Origin of the sequence: Streptomyces sp. MK7 (assembly GCF_032658145.1) — a bacterium.
GTDB lineage: Bacteria > Actinomycetota > Actinomycetes > Streptomycetales > Streptomycetaceae > Streptomyces > Streptomyces spiralis.
The window spans coordinates 89,916-107,879 of the sequence record NZ_JAVACL010000005.1; the positions used below are offsets into that span (position 1 = coordinate 89,916).

General features: G+C 71.8%; 15 protein-coding genes. 7 read left to right on the forward strand and 8 right to left on the reverse strand.

Translation table 11 applies throughout. From position 1 onward, the window contains the following. Nucleotides 1-2: 2 nt before the first annotated feature. From hisB to hisD, 3 genes are read right to left on the reverse strand one after another with little or no spacing between them, the layout of a single operon-like run. Complete coding sequence (gene hisB / locus R2S09_RS09155; RefSeq protein ID WP_316740381.1) at nt 3-596, reverse strand: imidazoleglycerol-phosphate dehydratase HisB; 594 nt, start codon at nt 594-596, stop codon at nt 3-5. Beyond that, nucleotides 593-1,711: a histidinol-phosphate transaminase gene (locus R2S09_RS09160; RefSeq protein WP_316740382.1), complete on the reverse strand. Its 1,119-nt coding sequence runs from the start codon at nt 1,709-1,711 to the stop codon at nt 593-595. The genes hisB and R2S09_RS09160 overlap by 4 nt, the downstream gene beginning before the upstream one ends. Continuing rightward, nucleotides 1,708-3,030, reverse strand: a complete 1,323-nt coding sequence (gene hisD, locus R2S09_RS09165) for a histidinol dehydrogenase (protein WP_306183535.1) — start codon at nt 3,028-3,030, stop codon at nt 1,708-1,710. Before hisD ends, R2S09_RS09160 begins: the two co-directional genes overlap by 4 nt. A gap of 223 nt (nt 3,031-3,253) precedes the next feature. Between hisD and R2S09_RS09170 the strand changes: the two genes are divergently transcribed. The 4 genes from R2S09_RS09170 (at nt 3,254) to ybaK (ending at nt 7,335) form a co-directional block, all read left to right on the forward strand. Continuing rightward, nucleotides 3,254-4,828, forward strand: coding sequence for an oxidoreductase (locus tag R2S09_RS09170; protein ID WP_316740383.1), 1,575 nt, complete (start codon nt 3,254-3,256; stop codon nt 4,826-4,828). Between the two features lie 158 nt (nt 4,829-4,986). After that, the gene (locus R2S09_RS09175) at nt 4,987-6,063 is read left to right on the forward strand and encodes a hypothetical protein (RefSeq protein WP_316740384.1); all 1,077 of its coding nucleotides are present in this window, start codon (nt 4,987-4,989) and stop codon (nt 6,061-6,063) included. An 11-nt stretch (nt 6,064-6,074) separates the two neighbouring features. Beyond that, nucleotides 6,075-6,815, forward strand: a complete 741-nt coding sequence (locus R2S09_RS09180) for an LON peptidase substrate-binding domain-containing protein (RefSeq protein WP_306183531.1) — start codon at nt 6,075-6,077, stop codon at nt 6,813-6,815. A 16-nt stretch (nt 6,816-6,831) separates the two neighbouring features. Then, nucleotides 6,832-7,335: a Cys-tRNA(Pro) deacylase gene (ybaK, locus tag R2S09_RS09185; protein ID WP_306183530.1), complete on the forward strand. Its 504-nt coding sequence runs from the start codon at nt 6,832-6,834 to the stop codon at nt 7,333-7,335. A 57-nt stretch (nt 7,336-7,392) separates the two neighbouring features. Here the strand turns inward: ybaK and R2S09_RS09190 are convergent, their stop codons facing one another. The 4 genes from R2S09_RS09190 to R2S09_RS09205 form a co-directional block, all read right to left on the reverse strand. Next, nucleotides 7,393-8,100 (reverse strand): AAA family ATPase, encoded by a 708-nt coding sequence (locus tag R2S09_RS09190; protein ID WP_306183529.1) that lies wholly within the window; start codon nt 8,098-8,100, stop codon nt 7,393-7,395. A gap of 34 nt (nt 8,101-8,134) precedes the next feature. Then, nucleotides 8,135-8,983 (reverse strand): ABC transporter permease, encoded by an 849-nt coding sequence (locus R2S09_RS09195; protein ID WP_316740385.1) that lies wholly within the window; start codon nt 8,981-8,983, stop codon nt 8,135-8,137. 50 nt (nt 8,984-9,033) lie between these two features. Next, nucleotides 9,034-10,008, reverse strand: coding sequence for an ABC transporter ATP-binding protein (locus tag R2S09_RS09200; protein ID WP_306183942.1), 975 nt, complete (start codon nt 10,006-10,008; stop codon nt 9,034-9,036). Between the two features lie 161 nt (nt 10,009-10,169). After that, on the reverse strand, nt 10,170-11,384 hold the full coding sequence (locus R2S09_RS09205) for an NYN domain-containing protein (protein WP_306183526.1): 1,215 nt from the start codon (nt 11,382-11,384) through the stop codon (nt 10,170-10,172). A 271-nt stretch (nt 11,385-11,655) separates the two neighbouring features. Here R2S09_RS09205 and R2S09_RS09210 point away from each other — a divergent pair, with 271 nt between their 5' ends. Beyond that, nucleotides 11,656-11,829, forward strand: coding sequence for a hypothetical protein (locus R2S09_RS09210; protein ID WP_189903678.1), 174 nt, complete (start codon nt 11,656-11,658; stop codon nt 11,827-11,829). Between the two features lie 238 nt (nt 11,830-12,067). Here R2S09_RS09210 and dnaE read toward each other — a convergent pair whose 3' ends face one another. Beyond that, nucleotides 12,068-15,607, reverse strand: coding sequence for a DNA polymerase III subunit alpha (gene dnaE / locus R2S09_RS09215; protein WP_316740386.1), 3,540 nt, complete (start codon nt 15,605-15,607; stop codon nt 12,068-12,070). Between the two features lie 224 nt (nt 15,608-15,831). On the opposite strand from dnaE, the gene R2S09_RS09220 reads away from it, so the two are divergent. Continuing rightward, nucleotides 15,832-17,181: a DUF2252 domain-containing protein gene (locus R2S09_RS09220; protein WP_316740387.1), complete on the forward strand. Its 1,350-nt coding sequence runs from the start codon at nt 15,832-15,834 to the stop codon at nt 17,179-17,181. A 69-nt stretch (nt 17,182-17,250) separates the two neighbouring features. Continuing rightward, a complete protein-coding gene (locus tag R2S09_RS09225) occupies nt 17,251-17,955 on the forward strand; it encodes a hypothetical protein (RefSeq protein WP_306183522.1) in 705 nt (234 codons plus the stop codon). The last annotated feature ends 9 nt before the right edge of the window (nt 17,956-17,964 follow it).

Consider the following 17,964-nt stretch of genomic DNA (forward strand, 5'->3'; position numbering starts at 1 on the left):
CTCTACAGCGCGCCCTTCGTGGACGGGAGGATGCCGGCCGCGCGCGGGTCCCGCTCGGAGGCGTACCGCAGCGCCCGGGCGAGGGCCTTGAACTGGCACTCCACGATGTGGTGCGCGTTGCGCCCGTAGGGCACGTGCACGTGGAGGGCGATCTGTGCCTGGGCGACGAAGGACTCCAGGATGTGCCGGGTCATGGTCGTGTCGTACTCGCCGATCATCGGCGCCATGTTCTCCGGCTCGGTGTGGACCAGGTACGGGCGGCCGGAGAGGTCGACGGTGACCTGGGCGAGGGACTCGTCCAGCGGGACCGTGCAGTTGCCGAAGCGGTAGATGCCCACCTTGTCGCCGAGCGCCTGCCTGAAGGCGGCGCCCAGCGCGAGGGCGGTGTCCTCGATGGTGTGGTGGGAGTCGATGTGCAGGTCGCCGTCGGTCTTCACGGTCAGGTCGAACAGACCGTGCCGGCCGAGCTGGTCGAGCATGTGGTCGTAGAAGCCGACGCCGGTGGCGATGTCGGTCTTGCCGGTGCCGTCGAGGTCGATCTCGACGAGGACCGAGGTCTCCTTGGTGGTGCGCTCCACGCGCCCGACGCGGCTCATCCGCTTGACTCCTGTTCCTTCTTCAGATCGCGCACCGCATCGAGGAACGCGTCGTTCTCCGCCGGGGTCCCGGCCGTCGCCCGCAGCCAGCCCGGTACGCCGTTGTCCCGGACCAGGACGCCCCGGTCGAGGATCTTCCGCCAGGTCTCGTGGGCGTCGGCGAACCGGCCGAACTGGATGAAGTTCGCGTCCGACTCCGTGACGTCGTAGCCGATCGCCCGCAGCTCGCCGACCAGCCGGTCCCGCTCGCTCTTGAGCTGCTCGACGTACTTCAGCAGCGTGTCGGTGTGCTCGAGCGCGGCCAGCGCGGTGACCTGGGTGATCGCCGACAGGTGGTAGGGCAGCCGGACCAGCTGGACGGCGTCCACGACCGCCGGGTGCGCGGCGAGATAGCCCAGGCGCAGGCCGGCCGCGCCGAACGCCTTCGACATGGTGCGCGAGATCACCAGGTACGGCCGGCCCTGCAGCAGCGGCAGCAGCGAGGCGCCGTGGCTGAACTCGATGTACGCCTCGTCGACGATCACCATGGACGGCTTCGCCGCCTGGGCGGCCTCGTACAGGGCGAGGACCGTCTCGGGAGCGACCGCGTTGCCGGTGGGGTTGTTGGGGGTGGTGATGAAGACGACGTCCGGCTTGTGCTCGGCGATCGCCTTCTCGGCGGCGGCGAGGTCGATCGTGAAGTCCTCGCCCCGGGGCCCGGAGATCCAGCCGGTGCCGGTGCCGCGCGCGATGAGCGCGTGCATCGAGTACGACGGCTCGAAGCCGACCGCGGTGCGGCCGGGACCGCCGAAGGCCTGCAACAGTTGCTGGATGACCTCGTTGGAGCCGTTGGCCGCCCAGACGTTCTCGACGCCGACCGGGTGGCCGCCGGTCTTCGTCAGGTACTTGGCGAGTTCGGTGCGCAGCTCGACCGCGTCCCGGTCCGGGTAGCGGTTCAGGCCGCGGGCCGCCTCGCGCACCCGCTCGGTGATCCGCTCGACGAGCGGCTCCGGCAGCGGGTAGGGGTTCTCGTTGGTGTTCAGCCGTACGGGGACGTCCAGCTGGGGCGCGCCGTAGGGGGACTTGCCGCGCAGTTCGTCCCGTACGGGAAGATCGTCGATCCTCACGTCGCTCACTTGCTCTCGGGCACCTTCCAGCCGAACCTCGCCTTGATCGCCGCGCCGTGCGCGGGCAGGTCCTCGGCCTCCGCCAGCGTCACCACGTGGTGCGCGACCTCGGCGAGGGCGTCCTTCGTGTAGTCGACGATGTGGATGCCGCGCAGGAAGGACTGCACGGACAGGCCGGAGGAGTGGCAGGCGCAGCCGCCGGTGGGCAGCACGTGGTTGGAGCCTGCCGCGTAGTCGCCGAGGGAGACCGGCGCCCAGGGGCCGATGAAGATCGCGCCGGCGTTGCGGACGCGGTCGGCGACCGCCGCCGCGTCGGCCGTCTGGATCTCCAGGTGCTCCGCGCCGTAGGCGTCGACCACGCGCAGGCCCTCGTCGACGCCGTCGACCAGGACGATCGCGGACTGCTTGCCGGACAGGGCCGGGCGGATCCGGTCCTCGATGTGCTTGGTGGCCGCGACCTGCGGCTCCAGCTCCTTGGCCACCGCGTCCGCGAGCTCGACGGAGTCGGTGACGAGGACGGCGGCGGCCAGCGGGTCGTGCTCGGCCTGGCTGATCAGGTCGGAGGCGACGTGCACCGGGTCGGCCGTGGCGTCGGCGAGGACGGCGATCTCGGTGGGGCCGGCCTCCGCGTCGATGCCGATCTTGCCGGTGAAGTACCGCTTGGCGGCGGCGACCCAGATGTTGCCGGGGCCGGTGACCATGTTCGCGGGCGGGCAGGACTCGGTCCCGTGGGCGAACATCGCCACGGCGGTGGCGCCGCCGGCGGCGTACACCTCGTCGACGCCGAGCAGGGCGCAGGCGGCGAGGATCGTCGGGTGCGGCAGGCCGCCGAACTCGGCCTGGGCCGGGGAGGCGAGCGCGATGGACGGAACGCCGGCCTCCTGCGCGGGGACGACGTTCATGACCACGGAGGAGGGGTAGACCGAGCGGCCGCCGGGCGCGTACAGCCCGACGCGCTCCACCGGCACCCACTTCTCGGTCACCGTGCCGCCGGGCACGACCTGGGTGGTGCGGGTGGTGCGGCGCTGCTCGCGGTGGACCAGGCGGGCGCGGTGGATGGACTCCTCCAGGGCGGCGCGCACGGCGGGGTCCAGCTGCTCCAGCGCGTCCTTGAGAGCCTGGGCCGGGACCCGGACGGATTCCAGCCGTACACCGTCGAACTTCTCGGCGAAGTCGATCAGCGCCGCGTCGCCGCGATGATGCACGGCCTCGCAGATCGGGCGCACCTTCTCCAGGGCGGCCGCGACGTCGAAGTCGGCTCGGGGCAGCAGGTCGCGCAGGGCGGGGCCCTCGGGAAGGGCGTCGCCGCGCAGATCGATTCGGGCCATAGGGAGAAATTGCAGCACGGTTCCAATTCTCTCAGACCGCACACGAGCCCCGTGCGCCCGTATCAATGGCTGATACAGAACCACCCGGATCGCGGTGTCCGGGGGTCCGCCATCGGTGCGGAAGACTCCATTCACTTTGCGCGTTCAGTTCGTCACACAACGGGCATCACCGGTTGTACGAAACGACCGAACCCGCGAGTAGTCGGTGAAGAAGGGAAGATCTGTGACCGAGGGGACCGGCGGTCGGGCCGGGGACCTGCCGGACGACCTGACCGATGTCGAGGCCGGGATGTGGCAGGCCTTCCGCAACGGCAGCGTGTACGACCTGCGCAGCGGGGACGCGGCGGTGGACGATCCGCACGGCGGGCATCCCTGGGGGCGCGAGCGGACGGTCCGGGCGCGGGTCGTGTGCTGGCTGCTGCTGGACGGCCCGCCCGCGCTCGCCGGGCGGGTGTCGTCCCTGAAGCTGACCGGGCTGCGGATCGCGGGGACCGTGGACCTGGCCGGGGGCACGGTGGTGCCGTACGTGGAGCTGAAGGGCTGTCGGTTCGAGCAGGAGGTACGGCTGCCGGAGGCGCACTTCACGACCGTGCGGCTGGTGGACTGCTCGGTGCCCCGGCTGGAGGCGGCCCGGGTGCGCACCGAGGGCGACCTGCACTTACCCCGCTGCCGCTTCCTGGGCGGCATACGGCTCACCGACGCGCACATCGGCACGGACCTGCTGCTCAACCAGGCGGTCGTGCACCGCGACCGCACCGGCCGGTCGGTCTCCGCGGACGGGATGACGGTGGGCCAGGACCTCCAGGCGGAGCTGCTCCGGTCGCACGGCGAGATCAGCCTGCGCGGCGCGAAGATCGGCGTGTCGCTGAGCCTGCGCGGTGCGAAACTCGCCAGCCCGTACACGCCCTGGGCACTGAACGCGCCGCAGCTGACCGTGGAGCGCACGCTGTACCTCACGCCGGCCGGGGTCGGCAGCGCGCCGAGCGGGGTGACCCCGGCGCGCGGGACGCGGATCGAGAACTTCGAGAGCCAGGGCGGGGTGCGGCTGGACGACGGGCGGTTCGGCGACGCGGTCGACCTGGACCGGGCCCGGTTCACCTTCAGCGACGACCAAGTGCTGTCGCTGCGCCGGATACAGGCCCCCGAGCTGCGCTTTCTCGGGGAGCGGCCGCAGCGCGGCCAGGTGCTGCTGTCCGGCGCGCGGATCGTCACCCTCGTCGACCGGGCGACCAGCTGGCCCGGCCCGGGCGGTCTGCACATGGGCGGCTTCGTCTACGGCAACCTGGTGCCGCGCGGCCCGTTCCCGCTGGCCGAGCGGCTGAACTGGGTGGCGGCGGCGACCGCCGAGTACAACCCGGAGCCGTACGAGCGGCTGGCCGCGGTGCTGCGCGAGGCCGGCGAGGACGAGGACGCGCGCGAGGTGCTGCTCGCCAAGCAGCGCCGCCGCCGCGAGACCCTGCCGCCGGCCGGCAAGCTCTGGGGGTACGTCCAGGACGGCACGGTGGCCTACGGGTACCGGCCGGGCCGGGCCGCGGTGTGGATGGCGGTGCTGTGGGCGGCCGGCTCGCTCGCCTTCGCGCACGCCGCCCACCCCCCGGTCACCCCCGGCCAGCATCCGCAGTGGAACCCCGCCCTGTTCGCGCTGGACCTGCTGCTGCCGGTCGTCGACCTGGGCCAGGCCGGCCAGTGGCAGCTGAGCGGCGCCTGGCAGTGGCTGGCGGCGGCGCTGGTCCTGCTCGGCTGGACCCTGGCCACGACGGTGGCGGCGGGCGCGACCCGGCTGCTGCGGCGGGGGTAGGGGCCCGCGGAGCCTGCCGGCACTGCCGGCGCTGCTGCGAGCGGCACCCGAGAGACATTGTTGAAGTCTCACCTTTTTACTTGACCTTGACCCTCCGGCGTACAACTTTCCCCGGCTTGCCCCGGCCCTCTGGCGCGTCCCCGACCTGCGGACTTTCAATGGTCGACACCATGGCTCTGCTTCCCCCCTTCATCCGCCCCACCCGGATGACAAGAACCGTGCCCCTCCCCGTCGCCGGGCTCCCCGCCGACGACGAGGTGCTCCCCGCCGACGACGAGGTGCTCCCCGCCGACGACGAGGTGCTGCTCGACGCGCCCGACGAGCGGCTGGGTCCTGCGCTGGTCGCCGCCGCCCAGGGCAGGTACGGGCCCGCCGCAGCGCTGCTCGCCGCCACCCGGGAGCGGGCCGAGTGGGAGCACCGCGACCGGTACGCGCAGCGGCTGGCCGCGTTCGCGCGCTCCCGCGCCGAGTGGCTGGACGCCTGGCGCGCCGCCGCCCCGCACGATCCGGACGCGCTGCTGGTCGCGGCCCAGCTCGCCGTGGACCGCGCCTGGCCCTCGCCGGGCCGGGCCGAGCTGCTGCGCGAGGTCAGCCCGCTGATCACGGCCGCCGCCCGCGCCGACGGCCGGGATCCGGTGCCGTGGCGGGTCGCGCTGGACCACGCGCGCGGCAGCCACGCCGGGCACACCTACTTCGGGGAGCTGTGGGAGGCCGCGGTCCGCCGCGCCCCGCACCACCACGGCTGCCATGTGGCGGCCCTGCGGTACCTGGCCGCCTCCTGGCACGGCTCCCACCGCGAGTGCTTCGACTTCGCCGACCTGGCCGCCCAGGACGCCCCCGCCGACTCACTGGTGCAGGCCCTGCCCGTGCGGGCCGCCTTCTCCTACCTGACCGACGGCTGCGGGCCCGAGGTGCCGCGCGAGCGACTGGACGCGGCGGCGGACCGGGCGGTCGAGCTCTCCGTCCGGCTCCCCGCGGCCACGCCCTGGCCGGCGGAGATCCGCAACCTGCTCGCCTACGTCCTGATCCGGCTCGACCGCCGAGAGGACGCCCGTGTGCAACTGCGCCTCACCGGCCCGTACGCCACGTCCTTCCCCTGGGACCGGGTGTCGGACGATCCGCTGGGCCTGTTCCTGAGACTGCGCGCCGACGTGCGCGCGGCACCGCTCGCCGGGCCGCCCCGGCATCCCCGAAAAAGTGAGCGCGGCGGACGGGCCCACTCACGCGACCATTAGGCTTTTGCGCCGTGACGACCGTCCGGCTCCCCCTCTTCCCGCTGAACTCGGTGCTGTTCCCGGGGCTCGTGCTCCCGTTGAACGTCTTCGAGGAGCGCTATCGCGCCATGATGCGCGCCCTGCTGAAGACGCCCGAGGACGCACCGCGCCGGTTCGCCGTCGTGGCGATCCGCGACGGCCACGAGGTGGCACCGAGCGCTCCCGGCATGCCCGATCCGACGGCGCAGCCCGAACGCGGGCCCGCGGCCGGCTTCGGCCCCGACCCGGCCAGGGCCTTCCACGGCGTGGGCTGCGTGGCCGACGCGGCGACCATACGGGAGCGGGCCGACGGCACCTTCGAGGTGCTGGCGACCGGCACGACCCGGGTACGGCTGCTGTCGGTGGACTCCTCCGGCCCCTTCCTCACCGCGGAGCTCCAGGAGCTGACCGAGGAGCCCGGCGACGAGGCCGGCGCGCTGGCCCAGGGGGTGCTGCGGTCCTTCCGGCAGTACCAGAAGCGGCTGGCGGGCGCGCGGGAGCGGTCGCTGTCCACGGGGGCGGAGCTGCCGGACGAGCCGAGCGTGGTGTCGTACCTGGTGGCGGCGGCGATGGTGCTGGACACACCGACGAAGCAGCGGCTGCTCCAGGCGCCCGACACCTCCTCGCGGCTGCGTGACGAGCTGAAACTGCTTCGCTCGGAGACGGCGATCATCCGTAGTCTGCCGTCGTTGCCGGCGCCGGACCTGACGCGCGGCCCGACGAGCTTCAACTGAGGGAGAACAGGCACGGATGGCGAAGAAGGCGAAGAAGCAGCAGCAGTCCGGAGGAACGCCCGCGACGGTGGCCCTGACCGCGGCGGGCGTCGACTACACCGTCCACGCCTACGACCACGACCCGTCCCACCCGTCCTACGGCGAGGAGGCGGCCGAGGCGATGGGGGTCTCTCCGGAACGGGTGTTCAAGACGCTCGTCGCGGACGTCGACGGGGCGCTGACGGTGGCCGTGGTCCCGGTCGCGGGCTCCCTGGACCTCAAGGCCCTGGCCTCGGCGGTCGGCGGCAAGCGCGCGGCCATGGCCGACCCGGCCCTCGCGGAACGCACCACGGGCTACGTCCGCGGCGGCATCAGCCCCCTCGGCCAGCGCAAGAAACTCCCCACGGTCCTCGACGCCTCCGCCACGGCCCACCCCACCATCTGCGTCTCGGCGGGCCGCAGAGGCCTGGAGGTCGAACTGACCCCGGAGGACCTGGCCAAGCTGACGGAGGCGGTCCTGGCCCCGATCGGCCGCAACTGACCCAGCCGGCCCCCGCTCGAGGGGTGCCGCTGCCCGCAGCCGCGCGCTGTCGAAAACCTACGCCGCGACGGACTCCTCGTACCCCTCCGGATCCCGCGGCCCGAACAGCGCCGTCATCCCGAGATGCACCACCAGCGCGGCCAACGGCCAAGCCAGCAGCGCCCCCTTCGCCCCCAGCTTCAGCGGCGCCGAGAACGTCACCCCCTTGCCCACGGCCTGCGCATGAGCGATCACATCCCGCTGGGGCCCGAGCCACACCCCCAGCCGCCACGCCAGCACCGCCCCGAGCAACCCCCCGACGCACAGCGCCACCACCAGCGGCACGCCCCCGCGCCGCCGCACGAGGAAGACGGCCACCGCGCTGAGCACCCCGAAGACCAGCGCCAGCAGCGTGAACGTTCCGTCCACGCCGATCGCCTGCTCGCCCTCGGAGTCCTTGAGGTAGACCACCCAGCTGTTCCCGGTGACGTCCCCGACGAGCGGCACCCGCGGCGCCAGCCACAGCCACAGCAGGCCCATCAGCACACCGCCGAGCGTCACGGCCACCGTGATCACGGCGGCTTCCCGGACTTCGGTCTTCATCCCGGGACCGTCCTGTCCGTCCTGTCCGTCCGGTCCGTACGCGGTTCCCGTCGCTCCGGTCGGTCCGGTCACGTCGGCTCCCGGGGCGGGCAGCTGCCAGGACTGCCGCTCGGCCTCGCCGGACCGGGAGGGCTGTGCGGGCCGCCGGTGCGGCGGTGGTGGTGGAGTCAACGGTGAGGTCACCCTGTCATCGTGCCAGGTGAGTCTGTCAGCCGCGTCACCGGACGGCCGCCCGGCGATACGCCCACGTGGCCACGGCCAGCGAGATCACCCCGACCGCGGCGCACACGGCCATGTCCACGCCGACGTACACCCAGTCGGGCCGGGCCGAGAAGGTGCGCGCGTACGCCTCCACTCCGTACGTCGACGGCAGCAGATCGCGCGCGAGCCTTACGATCCCCGGCATGTGGTCGGGCGGCAGCACGCCCAGCAGCAGGGCCGCCGACATGCCCAGCTGACCGAGCAGGGTGGCATGCTCCGGCCGCGGCGCGAGCAGCCCGCAGGTGGCGCCCAGCCCGGAGAGCGCGGCGCCCGCGAGCGGGATCACCGCCACCAGCACCCACAGATTGCCCAGCGGCAGCCCGAACAGCAGGCAGCCGAAGACCGCGGTGATCAGCGTGCCGGGCACGGTGAAGGACGCGTACGCGGCCGCCGCGCCCAGCACCACGGCCGCCGGCGGCACCGGCAGCGTCGCGTAGTGGTCGAGCCCGCCGCTGGCCCGCAGCTGGCCGAAGTACTGTGCGAGCAGGTTCAGGGCGACGTAGGCGACGACGACGATCGACGCACCGGCCACCACGGAGCGGGCCTCACCGCCGCCGCTGACCACACCCCTCATCATGATCATGATGCCGACGGACTGGAAGGTCGCCACGAACAGCAGCGGGATGCGCGCGACCCGCGCCCGGGACAGCTGGGCCCGGTACACGGCCGCCAGGGACGGCCACAGCCGTGCCCGCGGCCCGAGGGCGGCGGCCGCGGCCCGGCCGGCGCCGCCGCCCTGTACGGCCGTGGCGCCGTCCCGCACGGGAGTCGTGCCGGCCGGTGCGCCGGCGGATACGACGCTCATGTCGAACTGCTCCTCTCCCCTACGTCCGCCAGGGCGTAGTCCAGTGCCGCTCACGCCTTCACCAGCCCCTGCCGGGCGGCGCCGCCCAGCGCCAGATAGACGTCCTCCAGGCTGGGCGTGGCGAGGGTGAAGTCGTCCAGCGCGGCGAAGGCGGCACCGCCGGTGACCGTGGCGACGGCGGCGCGGGCCTCCTCGGGGGCGAGCCGCAGCGTCCAGCGGCGCCCGGACTCCGCGGCCCGGTCCCGCAGCGCGGCGACCTCCGGCACCTCCAGGGGCGCCCTGTCCCGCCACACCAGTTCGACCCGTACCTCGCCGGAGACCTGTTCCTTGAGCCCGGCCGGGGTGTCGCAGGCGATGACCCGGCCCCGGTCCAGGACGGCGACCCGGTCGAGGACGGTCTCGGCCTCGATGACGTTGTGGGTGACCAGCAGGACGGTGGTGCCGTACTCGGCGCGCCGCCGGTCCACGGCGGACCACACCGCACGCCGGGCCACCGGGTCCATGCCGGTGGTCGGTTCGTCCAGCACGAGCAGGGGGCGCTCGCCGACCAGCGCCGCGGCGAAGCAGGCAAGCCGCCGCTGGCCGCCGGAGAGCTTCTTCAGCGGACGGCCGGCGATCGGCGCGAGGCCCAGTTCGTCGAGGACGGCGTCCCGTTCGGCCCGCGCCCGCCGGACGTCCAGGCCGCGCAGCCGCCCGGTGGTCTCGGCGGCCAGCGAGACGGTCAGCTCGTCGAGGGCGGTGGACTCCTGCCCGAGGTAGGCGAGGATCCGCGCGGCCCGCTCGGGGTGCGCCACGATGTCGTGGCCCAGGATCTCGACGGTGCCGCGGTCGGGGCGCATCAGGCCGGTCAGCTGCCGTACGAGGGTGGACTTGCCGGCGCCGTTCGGGCCGAGCAGCCCGAAGATCTCGCCGCGCCGGACGTCGAGTGCGACGTCGTCGGTGGCGCGCACCTCGGGCGTGCCGGGGGTGCCGCGCCGGCCGCGGGCCGCCGGGTAGGTCTTGGTCAGTCCGCGCACCGCGCACACGACGTCGTCCCCGTGCCGAAGTGCCTGTGCCGCGCGCGTACTCACAAAGGACGAGACTACGGGGTCCGTGGGCTTTACTCGCCCTTGGGGCGACCTCTCCCGGTCCCTCCGTGCCGTCCGTCCGGGACGAACCGCCGCCCGTCCGGGACCCGGTCGCCCGCTCAGTCGACCGCCGGGGCGTGCTCGGTGCCCGTGCGTACGTCGATCTCCCGCCAGAAGCCGGCCCGGATGGCGTACCGGTCGTGCTCGTCGATCTGGTCGTCCTTGTGCGCGAGCAGCCCGAACCGGGCGGCGTAGCGCAGCAGCTCGCCGTCGATGCGGTGCGGGACGCGCGGGTACATCGACGACAGCTTCTGCAGATGGCTCGGGTCGCCCAGCCGCTCCACCCAGCGCCGCGCGAAGACCTGCCCGACCTCGTACGGGTCGCCGCCGACGGTCGTGATGTCCTCCTCCCGGTCCGCCCACCGCTGCTCGGCCGTGGTCAGCTGGGCGAGGGTCGGCATGGAGGCGGCCTCGGGGGGCTCCGCGGCCACGCCGGATCGGTCGACCCAGCCCTTGTCGGAGGACCAGCGCAGGGTGGCGGTGGTGGGGTGCTGGGCGGGATGCGCGCCGGGGGCGCGCAGGGTGGCGAGGTCCTTGGGGGTGGGGACGCCCTTGGGGGGCATCCGCTCCTCGGTGCCGCCCCGCGCGCCCGCGGCGGCGGGGTGCGGGCGCTCCTCGGCGGGGCGCTCGGCGGCCTGGGACAGGGAGGACTCGGGCAGCGGCGCGGAGAGGATCGCGGCGATCTCGGGGCGGGGCGCGGGCGGCGGCGCGCAGATGCCGCCGAACTCCTTGGCCTGTACGGCCTTGGTGATCCACGTACGGTCCAGGACGCGCCGCTCGTCGGCCTCGGCGACCAGGTCCTCGGACTGGTTGTAGTCGCCGTCGGCGGCCTGTACGGCCCACAGGTGGACGGCGACACCGTGCTCCTTGGCGGCCATCATGCCGGGCAGCAGGTCGCCGTCGCCGGTGACGAGGACGACGTCGGAGCAGGCGCGGTTGCGGGCCAGCTCGGTCAGTTCGGCGTGCATCGCGGCGTCCACGCCCTTCTGCGCCCAGCGGCCGTCGCTGCGGGTCAGCGCGCCCAGCCGGACGGTCACCCGTGGCATCACGCGGAGCCTGCGGTGCTCGGGCTGCGGGACGCGGTCGGGGGCGCCGTCGAACCAGTAGATGCGCAGCAGGGGGCGCTCGGTGTCGGACTCGGCCTGTTCGCGCAGGCCCTGGATGAGCGCGGTGTGGTCGACGGTGATCCGGGACCGCGACGGCTCCCCGGCGAGGAGGCTCGCGGCGGCCCCCAGCAGATACCCGGCGTCCACCAGGACGATGCAGCGGTCCACGCGTTCCACCCTCTTTCCGGGAGGTTGCTTCGGGCTTGGAGCTTCGGGGTTTGCTTCGGGTTTGCTTCGGGCTTGGTTCGGGCTTGGTTCGAGTCTGCCCGACCGCGCCGGGGTTAACGTCCCGAACTCGATCTTCGGCGTGGCGTTTCGAGGGCTTGGAGTTCGATGACCCTTGTTACGTACGGTAATTATCCGACATGCGTTCATTGTCAGCATATGTGAATCTGGTCCCGGCCCTGGCCCCTAGATCCCCCACAGGAGGCTGATCACCATGGCCAAGAACCGCAAGCAGGACCGCAGCCGGCAGAAGGCGTCCGTGGCCGCGAACGGCCCGCAGGAGACGGAGCACTCCCTGACGGAGTCGCAGCCCGAGCACCACGCCCCGCAGGTCAATCCGACGGACATGTCCCGCAAGGGCCGTCAGAAGCGCTTCGGCCACAACTGAAGCCCGGCGTCCGGGCTGTTGACTGAGCCCTGAACCTGGTGACGAAGAGGGGGCGCGCCCGATGGCCACGGGCACGCCCCCTCTTTTTTGTGGCTCGTTCGCCTCCGGGGCGCTCCAGCCGGTGTCGAGAGCCCGATCGTGCTCAGCGCTGCGCGCCTCCGCGCGTTCGGCCTCTCGACACCGGCGCGCCCCTTCGGCTCACTCGCCCTTCAGCGATCGCCGGTTGCCACGATCCGCCTCAGCCTGCCAAGCAGGACGGGCCGAGCAGGACCTTCAGGTCGCCGAAGAGGGCGGGGTCGGGCTTCACGCGGTGCCGGTCCAGGCGCAGGACCGTCGTCTTGCGCGGGCCCTGGAGCTTGATCCGCACCTCGCTGTCGCCCTTGTGGTGGGAGAGGATCTCGCCGAGGCGGCTGACCATGGGCGGGGTGACCTTCAGGGCGGGGATGGTGAGGACCACCGGCGCGTTGGTGCCCGCGTTGGACAGGTCGGGGACCATCAGCTCCATCGCGACCAGGCGCGGCACGTCCTCGCGTTTGTCGAGGCGGCCCTTGACGAACACGACCGCGTCCTCGACGAGTTGGGTGGACACCAGCTGGTAGGTCGCCGGGAAGAACATGCACTCGATGGAGCCGGCCAGGTCCTCGACGGTGGCGATCGCCCAGGCGTTGCCCTGCTTGGTCATCTTGCGCTGCAGGCCGGAGATGATGCCGCCGATGGTGACGACCGCGCCGTCGGCGTGCTCGCCGCCGGTGAGCTGGGCGATACCGGCGTCGGCCTTGTCGGCGAGCACATGCTCCAGGCCGAAGAGCGGGTGGTCGGAGACGTACAGGCCGAGCATCTCCCGCTCCTGGGCGAGCAGATAGGTCTTGTCCCACTCGTCGGTGGAGAACTCCACGTCGAGTCCGAAGCCGGGCTCGCTGCTGGTCTCCTCGCCCATCCCGCCGAAGAGGTCGAACTGGCCCTCGGCCTCCTTGCGCTTGACCGCGACCACGTTGTCGATCATCGGCTCGTACTGCGCGGTCAGGCCCTTGCGGGTGTGCCCCATGGTGTCGAAGGCGCCGGCCTTGATCAGCGATTCCGTGGTGCGCTTGTTGCAGACCACGGCCTCGACCTTGTCGAGGTAGTCGGGGAAGGAGGCGTACTTCCCCTTGGCCTTGCGGGACTTGATGATCGACTCGACGACGTTGGTGCCGACGTTACGGACGGCCGACAGGCCGAAGAGGATCACGTCGTCGCCCTGGGCGGCGAAGTTGGCCTCGGACTCGTTGACGTTCGGCGGGAGCACCCGGATGCCCATGCGGCGGCACTCGTTGAGGTAGATCGCCGACTTGTCCTTGTCGTCCTTGACGGAGGTCAGCAGGGCCGCCATGTACTCGGCGGGGTGGTTGGCCTTGAGGTAGGCCGTCCAGTACGAGACCAGGCCGTACGCGGCGGAGTGCGCCTTGTTGAAGGCGTAGCCGGCGAAGGGGACCAGCACGTCCCACAGGGCCTGGATGGCCTCGTCGCTGTAGCCGTTCTTGCGCGCGCCCTCCTGGAAGATGGTGAAGTTCTTCGCCAGTTCCTCGGGCTTCTTCTTGCCCATCACGCGGCGGAGGATGTCGGCCTCGCCGAGCGAGTAGCCGGCGATGATCTGGGCGGCCTTCTGCACCTGCTCCTGGTAGACGATCAGGCCGTAGGTGACGTCCAGGACCTCCTTGAGCGGCGCCTCCAGCTCGGGGTGGATCGGCGTGATCTCCTGCTGGCCGTTCTTGCGCAGCGCGTAGTTGGTGTGGGAGTTCATGCCCATCGGGCCCGGCCGGTACAGGGCCGAGACGGCGGAGATGTCCTCGAAGTTGTCGGGCTTCATCAGGCGCAGCAGGGAGCGCATGGGGCCGCCGTCGAACTGGAAGACGCCGAGGGTGTCGCCGCGCTGGAGCAGGTCGAAGGTCGTGGGGTCGTCCAGCGGCAGGCTGAGGAGATCGATGTCGATCCCCTTGTTGGACTTCACCATCTTCACGGCGTCGTCCATGATCGTGAGGTTGCGCAGGCCCAGGAAGTCCATCTTCAGCAGGCCGAGCGACTCACAGCTCGGGTAGTCCCACTGCGTGATGGTCACGCCGTCGGTGTGCCTGACCCAGACCGGGACGTGCTCGGTGATGGTCTCGCTGGACATGATCACGCCGGCCGCGTGCACGCCCATCTGCCGCACCAGGCCCTCCACGCCGCGTGCGGTGTCGATGACCTTCTTCACGTCCGGCTCGTTCTCGTACATCGAGCGGACCTCGCCGGCCTCCGAGTAGCGGGGGTGCTCGGGGTCGGTGATACCGGACAGCGGGATGCCCTTGCCGAGGACGTCGGCGGGCATGGCCTTGGTGATCCGGTCGCCCATCGCGTACGGGTAGCCGAGCACGCGCGCGGAGTCCTTGATCGCGTTCTTGGCCTTGATGGTGCCGTAGGTGCCGATCATGGCGACCTTGTCGGCGCCGTACTTCTCGGTCACGTACCTGATCACCTCGACGCGCCGGCGCTCGTCGAAGTCGATGTCGACGTCGGGCATGGAGATGCGCTCGGGGTTGAGGAACCGCTCGAAGATCAGACCGTGCGGGATCGGGTCGAGGTCGGTGATGCCCATGGCGTAGGCGACGATCGAACCGGCGGCCGAACCACGGCCGGGGCCGACCGCGATGCCGTTGTTCTTGGCCCACATGATGAAGTCGGCGACCACGAGGAAGTAGCCGGGGAAGCCCATCGAGATGATGACGTCCATCTCGTAGTCGGCCTGCTTCTGGCGGTCCTCGGGGATGCCGCCCGGGTAGCGGCGCTCCATGCCGCGGCGGACCTCCTCCTTGAACCAGGTGACCTCGGTGTAGCCCTCGGGGATGTCGAACCTGGGCATGAGGTCGCGCTTCTCGAACATGCCCGTGGTGTCGACCATCTCGGCCACCAGGAGCGTGTTGGCGCAGCCCTCCTGCCAGGCGTCCGAGGAGTCGATGGCGTACATCTCGTCCGTGGACTTCAGGTAGTAGCCGGTGCCGTCGAACTTGAAGCGGTCGGGGTCGGAGAGGTTCTTGCCGGTCTGGATGCACAGCAGGGCGTCGTGGGCGCCCGCCTCGTGCGCGTACGTGTAGTGCGAGTCATTGGTGACCAGGGGCGGGATGCCGAGCTTCTTGCCGATGTCGAGGAGGCCCTGACGGACCCGGTGCTCGATCTCGATGCCGTGGTCCATCAGCTCCAGGAAGTAGTGGTCCTTGCCGAAGATGTCCTGGTAGTCGGCGGCGGCCTTGAGGGCCTCCTCTTCCTGGCCGAGGCGCAGCCGGGTCTGCACCTCGCCGGAAGGGCAGCCGGTGGAGGCGACGATGCCCTCGGACCACTGGGCGATGGTCTCCTTGTCCATGCGCGGCCACTTCTGCAGCCAGCCCTCGGCGTAGGCGTCCGAGGAGAGGCGGAAGAGGTTGTGCAGGCCGGTGCTGTTCACGGCCCACATCGTCTTGTGGGTGTAACCACCCGAACCGGAGACATCGTCCCGCTTCTGGTGCGGCTGGCCCCACTGGATCTTGCGCTTGTTGCGCCGGGACTCGGGGGCGACATAGGCCTCGATCCCGATGATCGGGGTGATTCCGGCCTTCTTCGCGGAGTGGAAGAAGTCGTACGCCCCGTGGAGGTTGCCGTGGTCGGACATGGCGATGTGCGTCATGCCCATCTCGTTGCACGCGTTGAACATGTCCTTCAGCCGCGCGGCACCGTCCAGCAGCGAGTACTGGGTGTGGACGTGCAGGTGCGTGAACGGCGGCTTCGACACGGCTTCGGCCTCCAAGGAGAACTCTGGGCGACGGGCTGCGGACAGTCTGGGGGACAGCGTCGAAGTCTATGCCCCGGCACTGACACTCGGAGCCGTCCGCCGCGTACCTTCGTGCGAGGAGAAACGCGGGCACTCCCCCGCCCCGCCGGACGTTGGGGTGAGGGAGGATCCGCGAAGGATCAGTCCATACGTCTCGTACCACCCGTACCAGGAGGCACCCAGCGATGTCGGTCCCCCAGCTCAGCGACGAGCAGCGCGGCGAGGAGATCCTCTCCGTCTTCGACACCGCCTTCGGCGAGCTGCTGGCCGCCGACCCGGCCGCGTTCCGCGTGAAGTTCCGCAAGATGGCGGCCTCGGCCTTCGCCTTCTACCGGGGTACGGCCTGCCTCTTCTACCACGACCTGGACAGCGAGAACACCGGGTGGGGCGGCGGCAGGGGGATCAGCGGCCCGTACCTGGACGAGCGCACCTCGCGGGTGTGGATCCACGGCGACCTGCACGCGGAGAACTTCGGCACGTACATGGATTCGAACGGCCGTCTGGTCTTCAACGTCAACGACTTCGACGAGGCCTACGTCGGCCCCTTCACCTGGGACCTCAAGCGCTTCGCCGCCTCCATCGCCCTCATCGGCTACGCCAAGGCCCTGAGCGACGTCCAGATCACCGAGCTGGTGACGGTCTACGCCGCCGCCTACCGGGAGCGCGTCCACGCTCTGGCCACCGGCGCCAAGAGCGACGAGGTGCCGCCCTTCACCCTGGACACCGCGCAGGGTCCGCTGCTGGACGCGCTGCGTGACGCCCGCTCGCTGACCCGGTTCGGGCTGCTGGACTCCATGACGGAGATCCGTGACTTCGAGCGCCGCTTCGCGCCGGGCGGCGGCTCCATCGAGCTGGACGCGGCCACCCGCTACAAGGTGCTCGCCGCCTTCGACGGCTATCTGGAGACGCTGCCGGACTCCTCCCTGGCCCGCCCGGACTCCTACCGCGTGAAGGACGTCGTGGGCCGCCGGGGCATCGGCATCGGCTCGGCCGGGCTGCCGTCGTACAACATCCTCCTCGAGGGCCACAGCGACGCCCTGGAGAACGATGTCGTGATCTACATCAAGCAGGCCCAGACCCCGGCCGTCTCCCGGCACATCACGGACGCGGCGATCCGCGACTACTTCCAGCACGAGGGCCACCGCACGGTGATCTCCCAGCGCGCCCTGCAGGCGCACGCCGACCCGTGGCTGGGCTGGACCGAGCTGGACGGCGCCGGGCAGCTGGTCGCCGAGGTGTCGCCGTACGCCGTCGACCTGGACTGGGGCGACATCGACGACCCGGAGGAGATCGCGCAGGTGGTCGCCGACCTCGGCCGGGCCACCGCCACCATGCACGCGGCGGCGGACGACACCTCGGGCGAGTCCCTGGTGCCGTTCTCCACCGAGCGCGCCATCGACGCGGTGATCGCGGCCGACGAGGAGGGCTTCGCACCGCTGCTCGTGGACTTCGCCCACGGCTACGGCGCCCGCGCGCGTGCCGATCACCAGATCTTCCTGGATTTGTTCCGCAACGGCCGGATTCCGGGTCTGTGACAAGGCGGCCGCTCACAGGGTCCTTTTAAGGACCCTTTACCGGCCCACGTGACACACTCTTCATTCGCTATGGACATATCCGGGACCCAGCTCAGAGCCCTGCGCGCGGCGCTGTTCACGGGCGTGGTCGTGACGCTCGGCACCACGTCGCACGTGCTGCTGTCCCGGGTCCCGCTGCCGCTGAACACGGTGGCCGTCGTCGCGGCCGCCGTGTTCCTGCTCGCCTACGCCCTGTCCGGCCGCGAGCGCGGCTTCGGGCGGATCGCCACCCTGCTGATCCCGCTGGAGCTGGCCGCCGACACCGTCTTCACCACTGGCCAGCAGGTCTGCTACGGCCCCGCCGGCGGCCCGGTCGCCGGGCCGCTGCGTTCGGTCGGCTGGGACGTGCTGTGCGGCAACGGCACGGCCGTCGGCACCCCGCTGGCCCGTATGACCGGCACGGACACCGACCGGCCGGCGGCCCTGCTGGCCCACGCCGATCCGGCGACCGCCTGGCTGCTGCTCGCCGCGCACGTCGGCGTCGGCCTCCTGGCGGCCGGCTGGCTGGGCCGCGGCGAGCGGGCCCTGGCCCAGTTGCTGCGCGCGGCGGCCGCGACCACGTTCCGGCCGCTGCTGGTCGCCGTGGCGACGGTCACGGTCCGCCGGCCGCGCACGGCCCGCCGGCCGGTCCGCCCCGCGCCCCACCGCAGCGCCCCGCGCACCCGCTTCCTTGTGTACTCCCTGGGACGGCGCGGACCGCCGTGCTCACCCGCCCCCGCCCTCGCCCTCGCCTGAGCGGCGGCC

Bases quoted from the DNA above. Each gene is read 5' to 3' on its own strand.
- hisB (WP_316740381.1), bottom strand. From the start codon at position 596: ATGAGCCGCGTCGGGCGCGTGGAGCGCACCACCAAGGAGACCTCGGTC.
- R2S09_RS09225 (WP_306183522.1), top strand. From the start codon at position 17,251: ATGGACATATCCGGGACCCAGCTCAGAGCCCTGCGCGCGGCGCTGTTC.
- R2S09_RS09175 (WP_316740384.1), top strand. From the start codon at position 4,987: ATGGTCGACACCATGGCTCTGCTTCCCCCCTTCATCCGCCCCACCCGG.
- R2S09_RS09210 (WP_189903678.1), top strand. From the start codon at position 11,656: ATGGCCAAGAACCGCAAGCAGGACCGCAGCCGGCAGAAGGCGTCCGTG.
- hisD (WP_306183535.1), bottom strand. From the start codon at position 3,030: ATGGCCCGAATCGATCTGCGCGGCGACGCCCTTCCCGAGGGCCCCGCC.
- R2S09_RS09220 (WP_316740387.1), top strand. From the start codon at position 15,832: ATGTCGGTCCCCCAGCTCAGCGACGAGCAGCGCGGCGAGGAGATCCTC.
- ybaK (WP_306183530.1), top strand. From the start codon at position 6,832: ATGGCGAAGAAGGCGAAGAAGCAGCAGCAGTCCGGAGGAACGCCCGCG.
- R2S09_RS09195 (WP_316740385.1), bottom strand. From the start codon at position 8,983: ATGAGCGTCGTATCCGCCGGCGCACCGGCCGGCACGACTCCCGTGCGG.